17 protein-coding genes are annotated in these 21162 nt (G+C 69.9%); 4 read left to right on the top strand and 13 right to left on the bottom strand.

The annotated features are described in order from the left end of the window. Positions 1 to 36 precede the first annotated feature (36 nt). Positions 37 to 681: a 3-oxoacid CoA-transferase subunit B gene (locus CAL11_RS22065; RefSeq protein WP_033453536.1), complete on the bottom strand. Its 645-nt coding sequence runs from the start codon at positions 679 to 681 to the stop codon at positions 37 to 39. Beyond that, positions 681 to 1367 (bottom strand): 3-oxoacid CoA-transferase subunit A, encoded by a 687-nt coding sequence (locus CAL11_RS22060; protein WP_033453534.1) that lies wholly within the window; start codon positions 1365 to 1367, stop codon positions 681 to 683. The genes CAL11_RS22065 and CAL11_RS22060 overlap by 1 nt, the downstream gene beginning before the upstream one ends. Positions 1368 to 1565: 198 nt before the next feature. Between CAL11_RS22060 and CAL11_RS22055 the strand changes: the two genes are divergently transcribed. Next, complete coding sequence (locus CAL11_RS22055; RefSeq protein WP_033453532.1) at positions 1566 to 2348, top strand: IclR family transcriptional regulator; 783 nt, start codon at positions 1566 to 1568, stop codon at positions 2346 to 2348. A 50-nt stretch (positions 2349 to 2398) separates the two neighbouring features. Here the strand turns inward: CAL11_RS22055 and CAL11_RS22050 are convergent, their stop codons facing one another. The 5 genes from CAL11_RS22050 to ppc form a co-directional block, all read right to left on the bottom strand. Further along, positions 2399 to 3124 carry an SDR family NAD(P)-dependent oxidoreductase gene (locus tag CAL11_RS22050; protein ID WP_086094282.1) on the bottom strand — a complete coding sequence of 242 codons (726 nt, stop codon included), beginning with the start codon at positions 3122 to 3124 and terminating at the stop codon, positions 2399 to 2401. Positions 3125 to 3161: 37 nt separating this feature from the next. Beyond that, complete coding sequence (locus CAL11_RS22045) at positions 3162 to 4502, bottom strand: short-chain fatty acid transporter (protein WP_086094281.1); 1341 nt, start codon at positions 4500 to 4502, stop codon at positions 3162 to 3164. Between the two features lie 238 nt (positions 4503 to 4740). Beyond that, on the bottom strand, positions 4741 to 5673 hold the full coding sequence (locus CAL11_RS22040; protein WP_086094280.1) for a 3-hydroxyacyl-CoA dehydrogenase family protein: 933 nt from the start codon (positions 5671 to 5673) through the stop codon (positions 4741 to 4743). A 348-nt stretch (positions 5674 to 6021) separates the two neighbouring features. Beyond that, entirely contained in the window at positions 6022 to 8757 is a 2736-nt protein-coding gene (locus CAL11_RS22035; protein ID WP_279629038.1) for a S8 family serine peptidase, read from the bottom strand. 604 nt (positions 8758 to 9361) lie between these two features. Continuing rightward, positions 9362 to 12310: a phosphoenolpyruvate carboxylase gene (ppc, locus tag CAL11_RS22030; protein WP_086094278.1), complete on the bottom strand. Its 2949-nt coding sequence runs from the start codon at positions 12308 to 12310 to the stop codon at positions 9362 to 9364. A 71-nt stretch (positions 12311 to 12381) separates the two neighbouring features. On the opposite strand from ppc, the gene queC reads away from it, so the two are divergent. Then, entirely contained in the window at positions 12382 to 13101 is a 720-nt protein-coding gene (gene queC, locus CAL11_RS22025) for a 7-cyano-7-deazaguanine synthase QueC (protein WP_033470423.1), read from the top strand. 15 nt (positions 13102 to 13116) lie between these two features. Here the strand turns inward: queC and CAL11_RS22020 are convergent, their stop codons facing one another. From CAL11_RS22020 to CAL11_RS21995, 6 genes are all read right to left on the bottom strand, one after another. Then, a complete protein-coding gene (locus CAL11_RS22020; protein ID WP_033470425.1) occupies positions 13117 to 14322 on the bottom strand; it encodes an MFS transporter in 1206 nt (401 codons plus the stop codon). Further along, on the bottom strand, positions 14319 to 14867 hold the full coding sequence (locus CAL11_RS22015) for a GNAT family N-acetyltransferase (protein ID WP_086094277.1): 549 nt from the start codon (positions 14865 to 14867) through the stop codon (positions 14319 to 14321). The genes CAL11_RS22020 and CAL11_RS22015 overlap by 4 nt, the downstream gene beginning before the upstream one ends. Positions 14868 to 14984: 117 nt before the next feature. After that, on the bottom strand, positions 14985 to 15611 hold the full coding sequence (locus CAL11_RS22010; RefSeq protein WP_033470429.1) for an FMN-binding negative transcriptional regulator: 627 nt from the start codon (positions 15609 to 15611) through the stop codon (positions 14985 to 14987). 22 nt (positions 15612 to 15633) lie between these two features. Continuing rightward, positions 15634 to 16560, bottom strand: a complete 927-nt coding sequence (locus CAL11_RS22005) for a 2-hydroxyacid dehydrogenase (RefSeq protein WP_086094276.1) — start codon at positions 16558 to 16560, stop codon at positions 15634 to 15636. A gap of 8 nt (positions 16561 to 16568) precedes the next feature. Then, positions 16569 to 18155 (bottom strand): ABC transporter substrate-binding protein, encoded by a 1587-nt coding sequence (locus tag CAL11_RS22000; protein WP_033463067.1) that lies wholly within the window; start codon positions 18153 to 18155, stop codon positions 16569 to 16571. Beyond that, positions 18152 to 19156 carry an alpha/beta hydrolase gene (locus CAL11_RS21995; protein WP_086094275.1) on the bottom strand — a complete coding sequence of 335 codons (1005 nt, stop codon included), beginning with the start codon at positions 19154 to 19156 and terminating at the stop codon, positions 18152 to 18154. The genes CAL11_RS22000 and CAL11_RS21995 overlap by 4 nt, the downstream gene beginning before the upstream one ends. A gap of 199 nt (positions 19157 to 19355) precedes the next feature. On the opposite strand from CAL11_RS21995, the gene CAL11_RS21990 reads away from it, so the two are divergent. Together CAL11_RS21990 and CAL11_RS21985 are read left to right on the top strand one after the other, a co-directional pair. Beyond that, positions 19356 to 20225 carry an AraC family transcriptional regulator gene (locus tag CAL11_RS21990; RefSeq protein WP_033463063.1) on the top strand — a complete coding sequence of 290 codons (870 nt, stop codon included), beginning with the start codon at positions 19356 to 19358 and terminating at the stop codon, positions 20223 to 20225. Positions 20226 to 20256: 31 nt separating this feature from the next. Then, on the top strand, positions 20257 to 21156 hold the full coding sequence (locus tag CAL11_RS21985) for a LysR family transcriptional regulator (RefSeq protein WP_086094662.1): 900 nt from the start codon (positions 20257 to 20259) through the stop codon (positions 21154 to 21156). The last annotated feature ends 6 nt before the right edge of the window (positions 21157 to 21162 follow it).

The raw sequence follows: 21162 nt of genomic DNA, 5'->3' as shown, positions 1-21162 counted from the left end.
AAAAGCCCCGGCCGCCGGCCGGGGCGCAATGGATGGTCAGTCGGCGAACTTCAGCGGCAGGCCGGTCAGCGCCAGCAACTGCTCGCGCGTGGTATCGCCGAACAGGTCGGTCACGGTGATCTCGCCGGCCCGCAGGTCAAAGACCGCCATGTCGGTATAGACGCGCGAGACGCAGCGCACGCCGGTCAGCGGGTAGGTGCAGGCCTGCACCAGCTTGCTCTGGCCGTCGCGGGTCTGCAGTTCCATCATGACGAAGACGTCCTTGGCGCCGATGGCCAGGTCCATGGCGCCGCCCACGGCGGGGATGGCGTCGGGCGCGCCGGTGTGCCAGTTGGCCAGGTCGCCCTGCCGCGACACCTGGAACGCGCCCAGCACGCAGATGTCGAGATGGCCGCCGCGCATCATGGCGAACGAATCGGCGTGGTGGAAGAACGAGCAGCCGGGCAGTTCGGTGACCGGCTGCTTGCCGGCGTTGATGAGGTCGTAGTCTTCCTCGCCCTTGGCCGGCGCCGGGCCCATGCCCAGCATGCCGTTCTCGGTATGCAGGATGACTTCGCGGTCGGCGGGCAGATGGTTGGCCACCAGCGTGGGCAGGCCGATGCCCAGGTTGACGTAGGCGCCTTCGGGGATATCCTGCGCGACGCGGGCGGCGATTTCGTCGCGGGTCAGCTTGCTGCTCATTACTGCTCCTTGGCGCCGCGCGGGGCGTCGATTTGCACCACTCGTTTGACGAAAATGCCGGGCGTGACGATGGCCTCGGGGTCGAGTTCCCCCAGCTCGGCCACCTGGCGCACCTGCGCCACGGCCACGCGCGCCGCGCTGGCCATGATGGGGCCGAAGTTGCGCGCCGTCTTGCGGTACACCAGGTTGCCCCAGCGGTCGCCGCGCTCGGCCTGGATCAGGGCGTAGTCGGCGTGCAGGGGGTACTCCAGTACGTACTGGCGGCCGTTGATCTCGCGGGTTTCCTTGCCATCGGCCAGTGGCGTGCCGTAGCCGGTGGGCGTGAAGAAGGCGCCGATGCCGGCGCCCGCGGCGCGGATGCGCTCGGCCAGGTTGCCCTGCGGTACCAGTTCGAGCTCCAGCTTGCCGGCGCGATACAGGCCGTCGAAAATCTGCGAGTCGATCTGGCGCGGAAACGAGCAGATGATCTTGCGCACCCGCCCGGCGCCCAGCAGCGCGGCCAGGCCGGTGGTGCCGTTACCGGCATTGTTGTTGATGATGACCAGGTCCCTGGCGCCCTGCTCGAGCAGGGCGTCGATCAGTTCCATGGGCTGGCCGGCGGTGCCGAAGCCGCCAATCATGACGGTGGCGCCGTCCTGGACGTCGGCCAGGGCGTCGGCCGCGGTAGCAACGAGCTTGGAAATCATGGGTATCTTCGATAGAGGTGGCGTGTGATAATTTGTTCTATATCAGAACAACCGTTCTTCTGAAGAACATCGTTTCATGGTGGTCAGGGGGTGTCAAGGCGCCTGGCCGCGGCGCGGCCGGCCGCCGAAACGGCCCCGCGCCCCTACAATGGCGCGCGTTCCGAGCGGCTGCATTTCCACCTTCTGCATACAGGTCCCATGGTCGAGCAAGTACCCCAGCAACCCGGCGACAGCTATGTGCAATCGTTTGCGCGTGGCCTGTCCGTGATCCGTGCCTTCGGCCCGCAGCGCCCGCAGATGACCCTGTCGGAGGTGGCCGCCGCCACGGGGCTGACGCGCGCCGGGGCGCGCCGCATCCTGCTGACGCTGGCAAGCCTGGGCTACGTCGCCCAGGAGGACCGCCGCTTCACCCTGACGCCGCGCATCCTGGAGCTGGGCTATGCCTACCTGTCGGCCACGCCGCTGTGGGACCTGGCCCTGCCCTATATGGAAGAGGTGGCCGAGACCACGCGCGAGTCGTGCTCGGTCTCGGTGCTCGATGGGGTGGACATCGTGTACATCCTGCGGCTGTCGACGCACAAGGTGATGACCATCAACCTGGCGGTGGGCAGCCGGCTGCCGGCCTGGGTGACCTCGATGGGCCGCGTGCTGCTGGCCGGGCTGCCGGAGGCCGAGCAGGATCGCCTGCTGGACGAAAGCCGGATCCATCCCTACACGCCGGCCACCGTGGTCGATCGCGCCGAGCTCAAGCGGATCCTGGCGGCGGTGCGCGCCGACGGCTACGCCTGCGTGGTGCAGGAGCTGGAGCCCGGACTGCAATCGGTGGCGGTGCCCATTGTCGACCGTGGCGGGCGCGTCATCGGCGCGATGAACGTCAGCGGCCACGCCAACCGGTACTCGCGCGAAGAGATGCTGCAGGCTTTCCTGCCGCCGCTGCGCAACGCGGCCGAGCACATCAACCAGGCGCTGCGGCGCCGCTGAGGCGGCGCGCGCGTGACGCGCGAGGGGGCGGGCAGGAGCCATGGCCGCGTTCAGACGGGCGCCACGCCCAGCGTGGTGCCGCCGCATACGTACAGCACCTGGCCCGTCACGAAGCCATTGTCCGGCGACAGGAAGAACATGGCGGCGCGCGCCACGTCCTCGGGCGTGCCCAGCCGCTTGACCACAATGCTGTCGATGATGCGCTGCGTGCGCGGCGCGCCTTCGGGGTTGCTGTTGCGAAACAGCTCGGTGGCGATGGGACCCGGGCCGATGGCGTTGACCGTGATGCCGTCGCCGCCCAGTTCCATGGCCAGGGTGCGCGTCAGGCCGATCAGCCCGGCCTTGGTCGCCGAGTAGACCACCCGTTCGGGCTTGCCCAGCGCCGCGCGCGACGACATGTTGACGATGCGGCCGAAGCCTGCCGCGCGCATGGCCGGCAGCGCCGCCTGGACCAGGATCATGGCCGTGCGCAGATGCAGCGCAACGACGTAGTCGAGATCGGCCAGGGTCGCGGTGTCGGCCGTGCCCGGCCGCGTGGCGCCGGCGTTGTTGACCAGCCCGACGATGTCATAGGCCTCGGTCACTTCGCTGGCCACGGCCCGCGTCCGCGCTTCATCCGTCAGGTCGGCCTGGTACGACACCAGGCCTTGCGGCGCATCGGCGGGCAGCCGGTAGTCGATGTTGACGACGCGGTGGCCGGCATCGAGCAGGGCGCGCGCGATGGCCGCGCCGATGCCGGACGAGGCGCCGGTGACCAGGTAGGCGGCAGGTTTCATGGCTGGGCTCCGTAAGAGAAGAAAAGGCGCGGCGGCGTCAGTGGGTCAGGTAGCCCCAGGCGAGCACCGCGGCAATGTGGATGACGCCGACCCACAGCATCATGATGACGGTATAGCCCATCACGTCGCGCAGTTTCAGCTTCGACAGCGCCAGGGCGGGCAGGATCCAGAACGGCTGCACCAGGTCGTTCCAGGCGTTGCCCAGCATCACGGCCATGGTGGTCTGGTTGAGCGCGCTGCCGATTTCCTTGGCGGCGTCGATCATGAACGGGCCCTGGATCACCCAGTGCCCGCCGGCCGAGGGCGCGAAGAAGTTGATGACGAACGAACTGATCAGGCCCCAGAACGGCAGGCTGCCCGGCGAGGCGACGTCGACGAAGACCTTGGAAATGGTGGCCACCAGCCCGGAGCCGGCCATGATGGCCATGATGCCGGCATAGAACGGGTACTGCAGGATGATGCCGGAGATGGTCTTGATGCCTTCGTTCAGCTTGGCCACATAGGCCGCGGGGGTGCCCAGCAGGATGATGCCCAGGAACAGGATGATGAAGTTGATCAGGTTCAGGTCCAGCGACTTGCCGTCCATGAAATAGAACACCACATAGGCGATGCCCAGCAGGCCGATCAGCAGGCTGAGGATGCGGCTGTTGTTCAGGCGGCTGGCCAGCGTGTTCTCGGCGGTCAGGTCGTCGGCGGCCTTGGCCGGCGCGCTGCTCTGGTCGATGGCCGGGTCCACTTCGACGACCTGCTCGCCCTGCTTGGGATGCAGCCAGGCGTTGAGCAGCGGCAGGGTGACGATGATCACCAGGCTGGTGATCAGCATGGGCAGCGAGAAAATGGTTTCCGACAGCGGAATCACGCCCATCTGGTCGGCCGTCGGATGGCCGGGCGTGGCGACCAGCACCGGGATGCTGGCCGACAGGCCCAGGCCGTACATCGTGAAGCCGCTGTAGGCGGCGGCGATGATCAGCGGGTAGTGCACGCCCTTGACCTTCAGCGCCAGTTTCTTGGCGACCACGCCGCCGATCACCAGGCCGAACCCCCAGTTCAGGTAGCTGCCGATGCCGCCGACCAGGGTCGCGACAATGATGGCGGTGCGCGGCTGGTGCACATGGCTGACGATGCGGTCGAGCAGGCGGTCGGTCAGCGGCGCGGTGGCCAGCACATAGCCCATGGCCAGGATGACGGCCATCTGGGTCGTGAAGGCCAGCAGGCTCCAGAATCCCTTGCCCCATTCGCGGGTGATCTGGTCCAGCGGCTGGCCTTCGATGCCGAAAGCCATCAGCACGGTCAACAGAGTCAACGCGATCGCGAAAACGAAAGGATCGGGCAGATACTTGCGCATCAGCTCCGTGAAAAAGGACGTGAGTTTATTCATGGTGCCTCCTACATATTCCTGGTAAGGCGATGTTGTTTGTGTGGTGTGTGGCGCGTCCCAGGGATGGGACAGATACCGTCTTTGCAGGCTGGCCGCAGTGCCTGGCCCCGCCGGGACGGGCACTCCGCTCTACGCCATGAGCGGTTGACTGCCCGGCGTGGGGGAGGGGTTGCCCTGGCGCGGGCCGACGGCGGAAAGCCTTGCCGCGCGGGCGGCAAGGCTGGATGGGGTGAGAGGGTCAATCCGGTTTCCTGCTTTCGAGCCAGGCGGCCAGCTCGGCCAGCGCCGCGCTCTTGTCGCGCAGCACGCGCTCGCGGCGTTCGGGCGGCCAGGCATAGAAACCCTGGCCGCTCTTGGCGCCCAGTTCGCCGGCCTGCACTTTGTTCTTGAGCAGGTCGGAAGGCGTGGTGCGGTTTTCGAGGTCCTGGTAGAGATAGCTGGCAATCGCGTAGTGCACGTCGATGCCGTTCATGTCGCGCTGCTCCAGCGGGCCGGACAGCGCCAGCCGGATGCCCAGGCTCCACTTGACGACTTCGTCGATGTCCTCGGCGCTCGCCACGCCTTTTTCCAGCAGCGAAATGGCTTCGCGCGCCAGGGCGTGCTGGATGCGGTTGGCGATGAAACCGGGAATATCCTTGCGCACCAGCACCGGCCGCTTGCCGCCGGCGCGCAGCATGTCCATCACCCGGGCCACGGTCTGCTCGGACGTGTCGTCGTTGCGCACCACTTCCACCAGCGGGATCACATCGGCCGGCGTGAAGAAGTGGGTGCCGACGAAGCGGTCGCGGCGCGTCACGGCCTGGGCGATGTCGTTGATCGACAGGCCGGACGTGTTGGTGGCGAAGATGGCCTGCGGATCGCATAGGGTGTCGAGCCGGGCGAAGAGGTCGCGCTTGAGGGCCAGTTTTTCCGGCACCGCCTCGATCACCAGTTGCGCCGAGCAGGCCGCCTCCAGGCCGGCGTCCATGCGGATGCGGCGCATGGCCGGCGCGATGGCGTTGGGTGCGTGCACACTGAGTTGCCGTTCGATGACCTGGGCGGCGCGCGCCAGCGCGCCTTCCATCGGGTCGATCAGCACCACGTCGAAGCCCCTGGAGGCGAACAGGGCGGCGATGCCGCTGCCCATGGCGCCCGCGCCGACGACCGCCAGATTCCGGATAGGGTTATCCATTGAATGCTCACTCGGATGGAGCCGTGGCGTGTCGGGCTGACCCGGCGGCGTCCGGCAGGCCGGGCGTCTCTTCCGTTGGGTGCCTTCCTGTGCCGCGGCCAGAAAAATCTTTGTGTTCTATATGCGAACATTTGTGCGCATATAGAATTTATCCGAGGATAGTACTAAGAATCCAGATGGCGGACAAATCGGATCGAGTGAGCGTCCATCAGGTGGGCGCGCCGCCATGCGGTCGGGGGGCGTTCCGGATCGGGCGGATGCGGCGCGCCTGTCCCGGCATGGGCACTGACATCCGCGGCATGGTGTGCCTGTCCCAACTGGGACAGGCACGCCGCGGACCTTGAGGAGTCAGTAGTGGTAAGTCAGGCTGGCGCTGAGCTGGTGGTTGCTCCAGTGGGTGGCGAGCTGGCCCGTATAGCCCAGCCCCAGCGCCAGGCCTGGCGTGAAGCGGGCCTGCAGGCCCAGCGCGCCCTGCACGCGCGTGCGCGGCACGGGCCAGTAGCCGCTGGCGCCTTGGTCCAGCGCCAGGCCGGCGAAGCCGCCGGAGGTGGCGTAGCGCCGCTCGCGCAGGTCGTGCCAGACGCCCAGTTGCAGCTGGGCCGCCATGGGCGTGGCGCCCAGCATGAAGGCATGCTCGCTGTGCAATTGCGTCCACAGCGTGGGGACGCCGCGCGTCAAGGCATTGGCGCGCAGCCCCAGGCCTTGGGCTCCGCTCTCGCTGAAGCCGTGCTGGCGCAGGTACGTGAACTGGACGCCTGCCCGAGGCGCCAGCGTGTGCCCGGCGGCGAGCGTCCATTCGCGTCCCAGGCCGGCGTCGGCCTGCCAGACTTGGCCCCGGGCGGTGGCGCCGACGGCGTGGCCGGCATGACCCAGCCAGATGTGGCGCGTGGCCTGGTTGCGGTAGTGGCTGTAGCCCAGCGCGCCCTGCATGGACCAGCCGCCGTTCCAGGCGCGGCGCGCGCCCAGCAGTATGCCGGGCGTGGTCATGGCCGCGCTGTCGCGGGCGGGCGCGCCGGACGACTCGTCCCAGTGCGTGCGGCTGTGGGTCAGCGCCGCCGCCAGGGTCAGGCCGGCCGAGACTTCCCGCGCCAGGCCCAGCATGACGCCATTGCCGCGCTGGCGGCCCTGCAGGCCATCGGGGCGCCAGCGCAGCTGGCCGTGGCGATACTCGGCAATGGCCGCCACGCGCTCGCCGCCGGCTCGGGCCAGGTGGTATTGCAGGCGATCCATCCAGCGGTTCTGCTCCAGCGTGTTGACCGCGGCGGCGTTGGCGTAGGTGGCGCCGGCCAGTGAGTACAGGTTGTCCTGCAGCACCTTGCGGCTTTGCACATGCTGGATGCGTCCGATGGCGGCGGCCGGCGCCGCGGCGTCGCGTCCGGACTCGGGCAGGGCATCGAGTTCGCGTATCGCGGCGTCGAGCCGATCGGCCGCCGCCAGCACCGACGTGCGGCGTCCGTCGTCGGCGGCGCGCTTCGCCACGGCATGGACGCGTTCGGCGCGCCGGATGCTCAGGTAGACAGTTCGGGGCTGGTAGTCCAGCCGGGCGTTGAGCAGCAGGCCCGGGCTGCGCGTCAGCGTGGCGAAGGTGCCGGACACCGCGCCGGCCTGGATGACCGGAACGCTTTTCCCGTCGCTGCCGACGTAGCCGGAGCGGATGCCGCCCACATGCAGCCGGCCGGCCAGGCTGGCCCTGCCGGATACGTCGAGCAGCGAGCCGATGTCGGTGACCAGCAGGCCCTGCGCCGTCTGCGAATAATCTCCCTTGACGTGCAGGCCGGCCTCCTTGTTGACCACCGTGCCCTGGTTGGTCACCGTGCCGACGGTGCCGATGCCGGTCAGCGTGCCGCCCGGCTCGACGGTGACGGCGGACGTGATGCTGCCAAGGACGTCGAGCGTGCCGCGCTTGATGGCGGTGTGGCCGGCATAGGTATTGGCGCCGGCCAGGACCAGCGCGCCGGGCCCGTCGACGACCAGCCCGCCGGCGCCGGAGATGTCGTTGCCGAACGTGGATGAGCCGGTGACCCGGGCGACGAAGTCGCCGAAGGCGAACTGCGCCGGGCCCTGCACGGCGCGGCCGACATCGAGCACGCCCCAGCCGTACTGCGGATCGACGCCGCGCGGGCCCTTGTCTTGCGCCGTGGTCAGCAAGGTGGTGCGCAGGTTGTCGTTGTTCATCCAGGGGAAACGCTGTTGCACCAGCACGGCCGCGCCGGTGACGTATGGCGCCGACAGGGAGGTGCCTCTCTGGACGTCAAAGGTGTGGGGGAAGGCATGGTGGTCGACGCTTGGCAGGTAGGCCGTGCTGGGAGCGGCCAGGCACCATTGCTGGGCCTGGCCGCAGCGGTTGGCCCAGCTTTCGAGCGTGCCGTACTTGCTTATCGATGTGACCACCAGCAGGCCGCGTTGCAGGTTCGGTTCGATTCTGGGCGTGCGGCCGAACGAGCCGACTTCCTGGTAGGCCCGGCCGGCGCGGTTGCCATTGCCGGCGGCGAATACGAGCAGGGCGCCGTTGCGTACCAGCCGATCCAGCTTGCCGACATAGGTGGTGCTTTTGTCGGTGGCTTGGGTGTATTCGGCGCGGTCTTTCTTGTAGAGCTCGTCGCCTTCCGGCCCGTCGGTGGAGAAACTGTTGTTGAAGATCTTGATGCCGTGCCCGAGCAGGTCGTTCCAGGCGTGAAAGGCGGCGTTATTGGCGATATGGTTCCGCCGCGTATCGCGGACGTTGGCCGAATAGAGGTCGGCATTGGGCGCCACGCCGCCGCGGAAATTCTCCGAATCCTGACCGGCCAGCACCAGGGCCACCGCCGTGCCGTGGTCGCCCTGGCGGGCGGGGTTGGGAAACTCGCGGGTGCCGTCGTCCGCGTAGTCGCCGCCGTACTTGCGCTCGACATTCAGTTGCGGGTGGTCGGCGCGCACGCCTTCGTCGACGACCGCGACCTTGACGCGGTAGCCCCGTAGCTTGTCGTCGTGCGCCGTTTTCAGGTTGATGGCGTTGAGGGCGTTGTCCTGGTCCGGGATGAAATTTCCGTCTGGCGGTGGGACGAATGCGCTGCGCGCGGGCGGCCGGTAGGCGCGGGTGGGCACGGGCGGGGCAGGGATGTCCGCGACCGGTACTTCGGGCAGCCGAGGCGGCACCACCGGAGGCGGCATGGCGGCAGGGGGCGGGGACGGCGGCGGGGCGGGCGGCGGCGGTTCCGCTGGGGCGGGCGCCGGTCGGGGCGCGGGCGCGGGTGGCGCGATGGGGCCCGGGTTGCCACCACCACCGCCACCACTGCCACCACTGCCGCCGCCGCCGCCGCCGCCGCCACACGCCGCCAGCAGCGTGCACAGCGCGAACATGGTGGGACGGGTCCATCGCAGCGATGGACGGACGGCGGGAGCCTCGCAAACCGCGGCGCGAGGAGAGCGATGGACAGGCATGGTACGCAACCAGGATGATCAAAAAGAATCATCCTAGGATGCGTCGCATCAATGCGGTGGGCGCTTTCCAGGCCTGTAGGAAGCCGTCAAGCGGGTTGCGGTGCGCACGTGGTCGTGTGCGTCATGGTGTGTTGGCGTCGCGCCGGGCAATTTGGGAAATTGGCTTGAGTAAGATTTCCGCTTTCACGACGCTTCAGCGCAATATTCAATCTCTCTTTAAGAGATTTCCATTGCGCCGAAGCGTTTCGCCCTACTTGGTGCGCAAGCGCTAACCCGAGTTGCGCAGGCCGGCGGCAATGCCGTTGATGGTCAGGTGGATGGCGCGCGGCACGCGGATGTCGGCGTCATCGCCGGCGCGGCGCTGCGCGGCGCGGTGCCGCTTGATCAGTTCGATCTGCAGGTAGTTCAGCGGGTCGATATAGGCGAAGCGTTCGCGCAGCGAGGCCATCAGCCCGGGGTTGTCGGCCAGCAGGTCGCGCCGGGTGAGCAGGCGCAGCATGGCCAGCGTGCGGCCGTGCTCGGCCGTGATGGCGCCGAACACCCGTTCGCGCAGGCCGCGGCGCGGCACCAGCTGGGCATAGCCGGCGGCGATGGCCAGATCGGATTTGGCCAGCACCATCTCCATGTTCGACAGCAGCGTGCGGAACGCCGGCCAGTCGCTGGCCATCTCGCGCAGTTGCGCCAGCCGGGCGCGGCGCGAGCGCGGCGCGCCTTGCGCACCGGTTTCCAGATAGGCTTCGATGGCCGAGCCCATGCCGTACCACCCGGTCAGCATGAGCCGGCATTGCGCCCACGAGAATCCCCACGGAATGGCGCGCAGGTCTTCGATATGCTGGCCCTTCTTGCGCGAGGCCGGGCGCGAGCCGATGTTCAGCCCGGCGATTTCGCTGATGGGGGTGGCGGCGAAGAAGTAGTCGGCGAAGCCCGGCGTGTCGTAGACCAGGCCGCGATAGGTGCGTTGCGCCAGTTCCGACATGAACGACATGGCCGGCGCGTGCTGCTGCATGTGGGCGTCTTCGGCCGAGGTGGCGGCGGCCTGCGGCGCGAGCGAGGACTCCAGCGTGGCGGCCACCAGCAGCTCCAGGTGCCAGCGGCCGACTTCGGCGTCCTTGTACTTGCTCTGGATGACCTCGCCCTGTTCGGTCAGGCGCAACTGGCCGGCCACGGTGCCCGGCGGCTGCGCCAGGATGGCGTCGTAGCTGGAGCCGCCGCCGCGGCCGACCGAGCCGCCGCGTCCGTGGAACATGCGCAGGCGCACGGAGCGGGCGCTGAACACGTCGACCAGCGCGCGCTCGGCCTGGTAGAGGGACCAGTTGGAGGTCAGGAAGCCGCCGTCCTTGTTGCTGTCGGAGTAGCCCAGCATCACTTCCTGGGTATCGCCCTGCGCCAGCCGTACGCGCTGGCGCACTTCGGGCAGGTCCAGCCAGGCCGCCATGATCTCGGGGCCGCGCTGCAGGTCGGGGATGGTTTCGAACAGCGGCACCACCATCAGGCCGTCGCCGGGCGCGATGGTTTCGCCAGGCGGCGCGATCAGCCCGGCCTCTTTCTGCAATACCAGTACTTCCAGCAGGTCGCTGAGGGTTTCGGTGTGCGAAACAATGCTCTGCAGCACGGCCTGCTTGCCGTAGCGGGCGCGCCCGGCGGCGGCGGCGCGCAGCACCGCCAGTTCGCTCGCGGTCTCGTCGCTGTAGGCGATCCAGGGCGAGGCCAGCGGCCGGGCATGCGCCAGTTCGCGGCGCAGCACGGTCACGCGGGCCGCCTCGTCCAGCGCCAGGTAGTCCACCGCCTGGCCGTCGATGCCGTCGCCGGCGCGCGCGAACAGCTCGGCCAGCACGCGCTCGTGCACGTCCGAGCTTTGGCGCAGGTCCACCGTAGCCAGGTGAAAGCCGAACACGGTGACTGCCTGTTGCAGGCCGCTCAGGCGCAGGCGGGCGATGGGCGCGCCGTGGCGCGCCGCCAGCGAGGCGGCGATGACCGCCAGGTCGGCCGCCAGGGCCTCGGGCGTATCGTACGGGGCGGCGGAGACGGTGGCGCGGCGCGCCAGCTCCTGGCCGGTCAGGTGGCGGGCGGTGGCCGCCAGCCGGGCGTAGATGCCGATCAGCGCGCGCCGGTAGGGCTCGTCGCTCCGGTGGGGCGAGTCGTCGCCGCCGGCGTCGGCCAGCGCCAGCAGCGCCGGGTCGGCCTCGACCAGCAATGTGCTGGCCGACAGTTCGGCGCCCAGCGCATGGACCTCCTGCAGATAGTGCTCGAACAGCACCGTGGCCTGCCGCAGCAGCGCGCGTTCCAGGGTGGCGGCGTCGACATTGGGATTGCCGTCGCGGTCGCCGCCGATCCAGCTGCCCATGCGCAGGAACGGTTCGAGCGGCGGGGGCGGCGGCGTGAACGGCTTGACGGGCTCGCGGTTGAGCAGCCGGGCCAGGTCGCCGTAGACGCGCGGGATGACGTTGAGGAAGGTGCTGCGGTAATAGGACAGCGCGTTCTCGATCTCGTCGGCCACCGTCAGCCGCGTGTAGCGCAGCATGCGCGTCTGCCACAGCGTGGCCACCTGGCCGATCAGGGCCAGGTCCAGCTCGGACAGTTCGTCGGCGGTCAGTTCGCGCTCGCGCTGCACCAGCAGGGAGGAGATTTCGCGGTGCACGTCCAGCGTGCTCTTGCGTTGCACCTCGGTGGGGTGGGCGGTCAGCACCGGCATCACGCAGGCCTCGCTCAGCAGGCGGCGGATGCGGGCATTGTTCACGCCCTGCGCCTTGAGCGATTCGACGGCCTGACGCAGGCTGCCGCGCTCCGGACCGGCGCCGGCCAGGGCGCGGTCGCGCTGGCGCCGGTTCTGGTCGCGATCCTCGGCGATGTTGGACAGATGCAGGAAGTAGCTGAACGCGCGCGCCACCGAGTTGGGGGCGTTGCCGCGCAATTGCTTGACGCGGGCCTGCAGCAGTTTGTCGTCGGCCGGGTCGCCGGCGCGGCGAAACCGGACGGCGGTGCGGCGCAGGGTTTCGATCGTGTCGTACACCCGCTTGCCTTCGCAAGCCTGGATGACTTCGCCCAGGCACCGGCCCAACAGCCGGATATCGTGACGTAGGGGTTCTGCGGAGTCGGACTGCTGGCGGATGGCGTTCATCTGAAAGGGATCCGTCGGGGCGCCGTGGCGCTGGGGAAAGGGAAGGATGTGGGTAAGGCGGAACTGGCGATTCGAGACCGAGGCATTGTACGCAGCGATCCTTACAGGCGCGGCCTGCGGTACAGTCAGGCCGTGGCGGCCACGCCGCGCCTCATTTGTTCCGGTGTCTTATGCAAAACCATCAACGACGCGCCCTGGTGCTGTTCTCGGGCGGACAGGATTCCACCACTTGCCTGGCCTGGGCGCTGGAGCGCTATGCCCACGTCGAGACGCTGGGTTTCGACTACGGACAGCGGCATCGCGTCGAGCTGGATGCCCGCCAGGCCGTGCTGCGCGAACTGCGCGCCAACTATCCCGACTGGGCCGGGCGGCTGGGCGACGATCACCTGCTCGACCTGGGCATCCTGGCGCAGGTGGGCGATACCGCCATGACCAGCGACCGCGAGATCGAGATGCAGGCCAATGGCCTGCCCAATACCTTCGTGCCCGGCCGCAACCTGCTGTTCCTGACCCTGGCCGCGGCGCTCGGTTATCGCCGCCAGCTCGATGTGCTGGTGGGCGGCATGTGCGAAACCGATTTTTCCGGGTATCCGGATTGCCGCGACGACACCATCAAGTCGCAGCAGGTGACGCTGGGGCTGGGGCTGGGCACGCGGGTCACCATCGAGACGCCGCTGATGTGGCTGGACAAGGCCCAGACCTGGGAGCTGGCCGACCGGCTGGGCGGGCGGGCGCTGGTCGACATGGTGATCGAACACAGCCATACCTGCTACCTGGGCGAGCGCGGCCAGCGCCACGACTGGGGCTATGGCTGTGGCCATTGCCCGGCCTGCGCCTTGCGCAAGAACGGTTGGGAGCGGTGGGTGGCCGGCGCGGCGCACGCCGACTGAGGACGCCGCGCCGCCTCAGCGGCCGCGCGGCAGGGCGGATGGCGCCCGGGCGGCGGCGCCGCGCCCGCGATAGCGGCGCGCCAGCCACAGCGAGGCCAGCAGGATGGCCAGCGCGCAGGCCGTCGACAGGGCCATCGCCGCGCGCGGGCCGCCGTACCCGATGATCCACGCATAGGCCGACGGCGCGGCTGCGGTCAGCAGGAAACCGGGCACCAGCAGCCGGCCCACCAGCGCGCCATAGCGGCGCGGCTCGAACAGCACCAGCGGCAGGGTGCCGCGGGTGATCGTGAGCAGGCCGTTGCAGGCGCCGTAGCACAGCGTGAACGCGGCCGCGGCGGCGTAATGTCCGCCCGCCAGCCCCGCCAGGAAGCACAGCGGCAGCGCCGCGCTGGTCAGCGTGTTGAGCAGCATGGGGTGCAGGCGCCGGCCGAACAGCACTTCCAGCAGGCGGGCGCCGACCTGGCCCATGCCCCACAGCGCGGCGATGCCGACGGCGGCCTGCGCGGACTGCCCCAGCCCGGTGAGCAGGGCGATCAGGTGCGTGGCGTTGCCCGCGGTCAGGAAGTTGCTCAGCATGGCGACCAGGGCGTAGAGCGCCTGGTCGACCCGGGTGCCCGGCGCGCGTGGCGGCGGCATGCCGGGCTGGGCGTCTTCAGGCCCCGGGGTGTGCGCGCGCGCCGGCAGCGCCCGGTACAGGGGGATGATGGCCAGCGCCAGCGCCGCATAGGCGCAGACCGCGCCGCGCCAGCCCCAGGCGGCGGCCATGGCCTGGCCGGCCGGCCACAGCGTGGTGGAAGCCAGGCCGCCGAACAGCGTGATCTGCGACATGGCGGTGCGTGCGCGCACCCCGCCGATGCGCGCCAGCGCGGCAAAGGCGGCGTCGTACAGGCACAGCCGCATGCCCACGCCCAGTATGGCCCAGGCGGCATAGTAGGCCGCCAGGTGGTGGCTGGCCGCCAGGCCCAGGCAGCCCAGCGACATCAGGATTGCGCCCACCGGCATGACGCGGTGGCCGCCCCAGCGGTCGATGGCGCGTCCGCCCAGGGGCGAGGCCAGCGCCATGCAGATGATGGCCCCCGAAAAGCCGCCATAGACGTCGGCGGCGCTCCAGCCCGTTTCGGCCTGGATGGCCGGGCCGAAGTTGCCGATGAGGTAGAACGAGATGCCCCAGCCGATGAGCTGGCTGATGCCCAGGCAGACGACCGCGCGGGCGGGGATCACGGACGGCTGGGCGGCGTGGCGTCGCCCTCGCCCAGCGCCCGCTGCATCAGCACGGTGTCGCGCCATTGGCCGTGCTTGTAGCCCACCGAGCGGAACGTGCCGACCATGTCGAAGCCATGGCGCGCATGCAGGGCCACCGAGGCGGTGTTGGCGCTGTCGCCCACCACCGCCAGCATCTGGCGCCAGCCGCCGGCGGCGCAGCGTTCGATCAGCGCCGCCAGCAGCTTGCCGCCGATGCCCTGGCCGGCGTGTCCGGCGCGGACATAGACCGAGTCTTCCACCGTATGGCGGTAGGCCGGGCGCGGCCGGTATGGCGTGGCATAGGCGTAGCCGACGATCGCGCCGCCGCATTCGGCCGCCAGGTAGGGCAGGCCATGCGCCAGCACCGCCGCGCGCCGTTCGCGCAGCGCGTCCGGGCCGGGCGGCTCCAGCTCGAACGACGCGGTGCCGTGCAGGACATGGTGGGCGTAGATCGCGGCGATGGCCGGCAGGTCGGCGTCGCGGCTGTCACGGATCAGGATCGCGGTGGGGGCGGGGGCGGTCATGGCGCATGGTCGAAAGAGACCGTCCTAGTGTGCGCCGTCGCAATCAATAAGGGAAGATTGTCGGTTTTATGGTTCGTATAAGAAAAATTTTGGTACTCGGAAGGCGCCCGGCCTGCGCTACGCCAGCAGCGCCTCGCGCATCATGCGCGCTACGCCGCGGCTGCCCGGGTCGCGCCGGTTCTCCAGCGCGGCCAGTACGCCGGCGCGGTCTTCCGGGGACTTGTCCTGGTTCAGCTTCACCTTGCCTTCGAGCCGGGCGATGGGAATCTCCAGCGCGATGATGGCCGACAGGCGCGGCAGGATCAGGTCTTCCGGCATGGCCTCGAACGTCCACTCGCCGCCCAGCGGCGTGTCGTAGGTCTGTACGGTGCGGGTCAGGATGGCGCGGATATGCTGCGGATCCTCGATGGCGGCGGCCTGGCCATGGGCGTGGATGGCCGCGTAATTCCAGGTGGGGAAGGTCTGCTGGTTGCGGTACCAGCTGGGCGAGATGAAAGCGTGCGGCCCCTGGAACAGCACCATCGCCTGGGCGCCGGCCTGGATGTCGGCGGCCTGCGGATTGCGCCGCGCCAGATGGCTGATCAGGGTGCCGTGCGGCCCGCGCAGCGGGTCGAGCAGGAAGGGCAGGTGCGTGGCTTGCAGGCCCTGCTCGCCATGGGTGACCAGGGTGGCGAAGCTCCAGTCGCGCATCCACGCGTGCAGTTTGTGGCGGTCCCGTTCTTCATAGGCGGGCGGGGTGTACATCCGGAATCTCCTTGCCGGCGGGTCAGTAGCCGCGCCGCGGGTCGACCAGGTTCAAGAGCGCCTCGCCGGCGTTCAGGCGGCGCAGGTTTTCCAGTATCTGCCCGGCCACGCGCTCGAACGGCGCGACCGAGGCCATGTGCGGGGTGATGACGAGGTTGGGGCAGCGCCACAGCGGGTGCCGCGGCGGCAGCGGCTCCTGCGCGTATACGTCGACCAGGGCGCCGCGCAGGCGGCCGTCGGTCAGCGCGGCCTGCAGGTCGGCCTCCACCAGGTGGGCGCCGCGGCCGCAGTGGATCAGCGCCGCGCCGGGCGGCAGGCCGGCGAAGGTGGCCGCGCACAGCAGGCCGCGGGTGGACGCGGTCAGCGGCAGCAGGTTGACCAGGATGTCGCTGGCGGCCAGGAACGGCGCCAGCCCGTCGGGGCCATGGTGGGTGGCGACGCCGTCGATGCGCTTGGCGGTGCGCGACCAGCCCGTCACCGGCAGGCCGGCGGCGCGCAGCAGCGGCAGCGCCGCCATGCCGATTGCCCCCAGGCCCATCAGGCCCACGCGCAGCGGCGGCTGGCCGTAGCGGTCGGGGCGGCGCCATTGGCCGGCCGCCTGGCTGGCGCGCGCCTGGTCGAAGCCGCGCGAGAAGTACAGCGCGCCCCACAGGATGTATTGCGCCATGCCGAGGTTCAGCTCGGCGTCGACCACACGGCACAGCGGCACGTCGGGCAGGCCGGGCGCGGCCAGTACGTTGTCCACCCCGGCCGACACGGTATGCAGCAGCCGCAGCGCCGGCATGGCGGCCAGCGCGCCGGGCGGCGGCGCCCAGCACACCGCCACTTCGGCGGCGGCGCAGCGCGGGTCGGGCCAGACCACGACGTCGATCGACGGGTCCAGGGCGCGCAGGGCGGGCGGCAGACGCAGCAGGTCGGGCGCCTGGCTGGCGATGGCAATCACGGTCATGGGCGGAATCAGCGGGCGTCGAGGTAGACCGTGTCGAAACTCTCTTTGACGCCGATGGCGCTGGTGACGAGGTTGTGCACGTTGCCCCGGTACAGCGTCGGATAGTCGATTTCCAGCAGCCAGCCCAGCGCGGCGTCGTCCACCAGGATACGCTGCAGTTCGCTGTACAGCTTCTGGCGTTCGGCCGGGTCCACGCTGCGCGCGGCCTGCTGCCACAGCGCGTCGGCCTTGGGGTTGTGGTAGCCCTGGTTGTTGCCGAACGGCGTGCCCTTGACGCGGTTGCTCGACAGGTACAGGCGCTGCACGCCCAGCACCGGGTCGCCGTATTGGTAGGGGTGGTTGAACGAGATGTCGAAGTCCCACTGGCTCATGCGGCTGGCCCAGCCGCCGGCGTCGGTGGCCTGGATGTCCACCTTGAAGCCGAGCTGCTCCAGCGTCTGCCGCGTGTATTCGCCCACGCGCTCCCAGTTGGCGCCGTACGGGAACGCCAGCAGCCGCAAGGTGCGCTGCCCGACGTCCACGCCGGACTCCTTGATCAGCGCGCGCGCCTTCTTGATGTTGTAGTCGTAGACCGGCAGGTCCTTGTCATGGAACAGCGTGGCCGAGCTGAACGGCCCGGTGGGTACGCGCCCCATGCCGAAGAAGATGTTCTTGACGATGAACTCGCGGTTCAGGGCATGCATGACGGCGCGCCGCACCAGCACGTTGTCGAACGGCGCCTCGCGCTGGTTGAGCACCATCAGCCCCATGGGGCCGAACATCTCCCAGCCCTTGGTGGTGTATTGCACGCCGGGCAGGGCGCGCAGGCGCTTGATGTCGACGCTGTCGACGTCGTCGCCGTAGACCAGGTCCACGTTGCCCTGCTCGAAGGCCACCGCGCGCGAGGCCGAGTCGGGGATGACCTGGAAGCGGATGCCGTCCAGGTAGGGCAGGCCGGGCTTCCAGTATTCGTCGTTGCGCACCAGCGCGATGTGTGAGCCGCGCACCCATTCCTTGAACTTGAACGGGCCGGTGCCCACCGGGTGCTGGTTGGCGGGGTTGTTGCGGTAATCGGTGCCCTCGTAGAGATGCTTGGGCATCATGGGCATGGTGCCGGTCTCGAACATCGAGATGAAGGGCGCGAAGGGTTCCTTCAGGCGGATCTCCACGGTGGCCGGGTCCACCGCGCGCACGCTTTCCACATAGGCGTTGAGGATCAGCTTGGTGCGCGGATGCACCTCGCGCACCAGCTTGTCGATGGAAAACACCACGTCGTCGGCGGTAAACGGCTTGCCGTCGTGCCATTTCACGTCGGGCTGCAGCTCGAAGGTATAGACCAGGCCGTCGGGCGAGATGCGCCAGGCGCGCGCCAGGCTGGGCTGCGGCTTGAGGTCCGCGTCGTAGGTCAGCAGGCCCTGGAAGATCTTGCCGCCGACGAACTGGGTGGGCGATTGCGAATTGATGGCGGTGATCAGGATGGGCGGTTCGGGATGCACGATGGCGCGCAGCGTGCCGCCGCGGGTCTGGGCCTGCGCGGGCGCGCCGGCCAGGGTGGCGACGGCGGCGCCGGCCAGCAGGAGGGCGCGCAGCGTGCCCAGGGTGTGTCGGTAGTTCATGGTTGGTGTTCCCCCGTATGGATCGCCGCCGCCATCGCATCCGGCCGCAGCACCGCGCGCAACCAGGCCGCGGTATCGTCGAAGGCGGCCGCGCTGACTTGCGCCAGCGATACCGCCTCCAGAAAACTGTGCACCGTGCCCGGATAGACCTTGGCCCGCACGTCCACGCCGGCTTCGCGCAGGCGCGCGGCCATGTCCTGGTTGGCATCGTGCAGCAGGTCGAGCTCGGTGATGGCCATGAAGGCCGGCGGCAGGCCGCGCAGGTCCGCGTGCACCGGGCTGATGCGCGGATCCCGCGGATCGTCGTCGGCGCGCAGGTAGTTCCAGTAGAACCACACCATCTGCTGGGTCGACAGCAGGTATTCGCCGCCGCCGTACTTGACGGTCGAGTCGCGAAACAGGTTGGCGTCGTATACGCCGTAGTTCAGGACCATGCCGGCCAGCGGCGCGGCGCCGCGGTCGCGCAGCGTCAGGCAGGCCGCCACCGACAGGTTGGCGCCGGCCGAGTCGCCGCCGATGCACAGTCGGGCGCGATCCACCTCCAGTCCGGCGCCGTTGGCGTCCAGCCAATCGATCACGCCGACGATTTCTTCTATCGCCCGGGGGTAGCGCGCCTCGGGCGCGCGGGTGTAGTCGACGCCGATCACGGTCAGGCCGGCGCGTTCGGCGTACTCGCGCATCAGGCGGTCGTGCGTATCCAGGCTGAACAGTACCCAGCCGCCGCCATGCACGTACAGCAGCGCCGGGCCCGGCCGGGCCGCGCGCGGCGTGTATATCCGCAGGCGTACCGGCCCGTGCGGCGTGGGTGCGTGGATTTCCCGGGTGCGGGCCATTTGCGGCCCGCCTTCGGTCCACGGGCGGCGCACCGCCTCGGAAATGGCGCGGGCCTGTTCCACCGGCACCAGGTCGCGGCGCGGGTGGGCGGCGGAATCGGCCTGCATGCGTTCGACGAAACGCTGGATCTGCGGGTCCAGGGGATATGGCAGCGCGGCGGTGGTCAACGTGGCGTCCTGTCGGCGGTGAGCGATGCCGACATGCTAGGGCGGCGGCGGGCGCCATACTGGCGCGGTCGGGCCAAGTAGTGGCGCGCGCAGGCCGAACCGGGGGCGCGGGACGGGCCGCTATAGTCGTTTACCCGCTATGGCCGCCGGGGCGGGCTGTCATATGATTTTCCGGTCCAGCCCTGTACGCCATCCGACCATGCCCGCGATCGCGAAAGACCCGTCGCCCCGCCGCGCGCGCGCCGTCCCCGCGCCGCGCCAGTTGTCGTACCTGGACCTGTTGACGCGGCAGGTGCAAAGCGCGCCCGGCGAAATGGCGGCGCTGGCCACCGATTACCCGGCCGGCACGGTCAGCTCGTTGCACCGGCACGACCGCGGCCAGCTGCTGTACGCCATGAACGGGGTCGTGACGGTGATCACCGAACTGGGCAGCTGGGTCGTCGCGCCCGGCCAGGCGCTGTGGATCGCGCCCGGCGTGCTGCACCAGACGCGCGGCTTCGAAAGCGTGGCGATCCGGTCGCTGTACATCGACCCGGCGCATGCGGACGGCTTGCCGGCTGCCTGCCAGACGATCCAGGTATCGCCGCTGCTGCAGGCGCTCATCCTGGAGGCGGTCAAGCTGCCGCCGCGGGACGCCGGCGGCGAGCGCGCCGGCCATATCCGGGCGCTGATCCTCGACGAGATGCGCCATGTGTGCGCCGCCCCGCTGTACGTGCCCATGCCGCGCGATCCGCGCCTGGTGCGCATCTGCCAGGCGCTGCTGCGCGAACCGGCCAACGCCGGCAGCCTGGACGCCTGGGCCGCCTATGGAGGGCTGAGCCGGCGCAACCTGACGCGGCTGTTCCGCGCCCAGACCGGCGCCAGCTTCAATGCCTGGCGGCAGAAGGTGCTGCTGATGGAGGCGCTGGCGCGGCTGTCGCGCGGCGAGCAGATCACCGCCGTGGCGCTGGACCTGGGCTACGGCAGCCCGGGCGCCTTCACCGCCATGTTCCGGCGCGCCCTGGGGGTGTCGCCGCGCGAATACTTCCGCTGGACCGAGGCGCCGCGCGAGGATGGCCGCGCTCTATGATGGCGGCTGTGTTTTCACGGCAGGCGCGGCGATGGGCGGATTGAACCTGGATCACTTGCGGATTTTCCTCGACGTGATCGAGCATGGCAGTTTCTCGGCCGCGGCCGAGCGCCACGGGCTGACCCAGCCGGCGGTCAGCCAGCAGGTGCGGCAGCTGGAGCGCCGCTACGGGCTGCGGCTGGCCGAGCGGGTGGGACGCCGGGTGGCGGCCACCGCCGCCGGCCTGGAGCTGATCGACCATATCCGCCGCATCGACGGCGCCGTGGCCGAGGCCGAGCAAGCCATGCAGTCGCGCCGCACCGAGGTCAGCGGGCGCGTGCGCGTCGGCACCGGCGGCACCGCCTGCGCCTACCTGCTGCCGCCCATGCTGGCGCAGCTGCGGCGGCGCTTTCCCGGACTGGACGTGGTCGTCAGCACCGGCAATACGGCCGACGTGCTGCGCGGCATCGAGCAGAACAGCGTCGACGTCGGCCTGGTCACCCTGCCGGCGCCAGGCCGCATGCTGCAGGTCACCCCCCTGCTGGATGACGAGTTCGTGGCGATCTTTGCCGCCGCCGGCGATCCGCCGCCGGCGCGCGTGACGCCGGCCGCGCTGGCGGCGCGTTCGCTGGTGCTGTTCGAGCCGGGCGCGCGCACGCGCCGGCTGGTCGATGACTGGTTCGAGCGCGCCGGGGTGCCGGTCAAGCCGGCCATGGAGCTGGGCAGCACCGAAGCCATGAAGGAAATCGTCGGCGCCGGGCTGGGCTGCGCGGTCCTGCCGCGCATGGCGGTCTCGGGCGCGGGCGCACGCGCCGCGCTGGCGGTCAAGCGCCTGTCGCCGCCGCTGCGCCGCCAGCTGGCGGTGGTGATGCGGCGCGACAAGCCCGTCGGCCGCGCCCTGCGCCAGGTGCTGGATGCCCTGCTGGCGCTGCGCGCCCGCGCCGCGCGCTGAGCGCCC

Origin of the sequence: Bordetella genomosp. 6 (assembly GCF_002119705.1) — a bacterium.
In the GTDB taxonomy this organism is placed as follows: domain Bacteria; phylum Pseudomonadota; class Gammaproteobacteria; order Burkholderiales; family Burkholderiaceae_B; genus Bordetella; species Bordetella bronchiseptica_F.
Note: the sequence above shows the minus strand (reverse complement) of the source record. Positions and strands in the feature narration are given on the sequence as shown.

Coding starts and splice junctions, on each gene's coding strand:
- CAL11_RS22050 (WP_086094282.1), bottom strand. CDS start 3,124: ATGAAACCTGCCGCCTACCTGGTCACCGGCGCCTCGTCCGGCATCGGC.
- CAL11_RS22065 (WP_033453536.1), bottom strand. CDS start 681: ATGAGCAGCAAGCTGACCCGCGACGAAATCGCCGCCCGCGTCGCGCAG.
- CAL11_RS22045 (WP_086094281.1), bottom strand. CDS start 4,502: ATGAATAAACTCACGTCCTTTTTCACGGAGCTGATGCGCAAGTATCTG.
- CAL11_RS22000 (WP_033463067.1), bottom strand. CDS start 18,155: ATGAACTACCGACACACCCTGGGCACGCTGCGCGCCCTCCTGCTGGCC.
- CAL11_RS21985 (WP_086094662.1), top strand. CDS start 20,257: ATGGGCGGATTGAACCTGGATCACTTGCGGATTTTCCTCGACGTGATC.
- CAL11_RS22005 (WP_086094276.1), bottom strand. CDS start 16,560: ATGACCGTGATTGCCATCGCCAGCCAGGCGCCCGACCTGCTGCGTCTG.
- CAL11_RS22055 (WP_033453532.1), top strand. CDS start 1,566: ATGGTCGAGCAAGTACCCCAGCAACCCGGCGACAGCTATGTGCAATCG.
- CAL11_RS22010 (WP_033470429.1), bottom strand. CDS start 15,611: ATGTACACCCCGCCCGCCTATGAAGAACGGGACCGCCACAAACTGCAC.
- queC (WP_033470423.1), top strand. CDS start 12,382: ATGCAAAACCATCAACGACGCGCCCTGGTGCTGTTCTCGGGCGGACAG.
- CAL11_RS22015 (WP_086094277.1), bottom strand. CDS start 14,867: ATGACCGCCCCCGCCCCCACCGCGATCCTGATCCGTGACAGCCGCGAC.
- CAL11_RS22040 (WP_086094280.1), bottom strand. CDS start 5,673: ATGGATAACCCTATCCGGAATCTGGCGGTCGTCGGCGCGGGCGCCATG.
- CAL11_RS21990 (WP_033463063.1), top strand. CDS start 19,356: ATGCCCGCGATCGCGAAAGACCCGTCGCCCCGCCGCGCGCGCGCCGTC.
- CAL11_RS22060 (WP_033453534.1), bottom strand. CDS start 1,367: ATGATTTCCAAGCTCGTTGCTACCGCGGCCGACGCCCTGGCCGACGTC.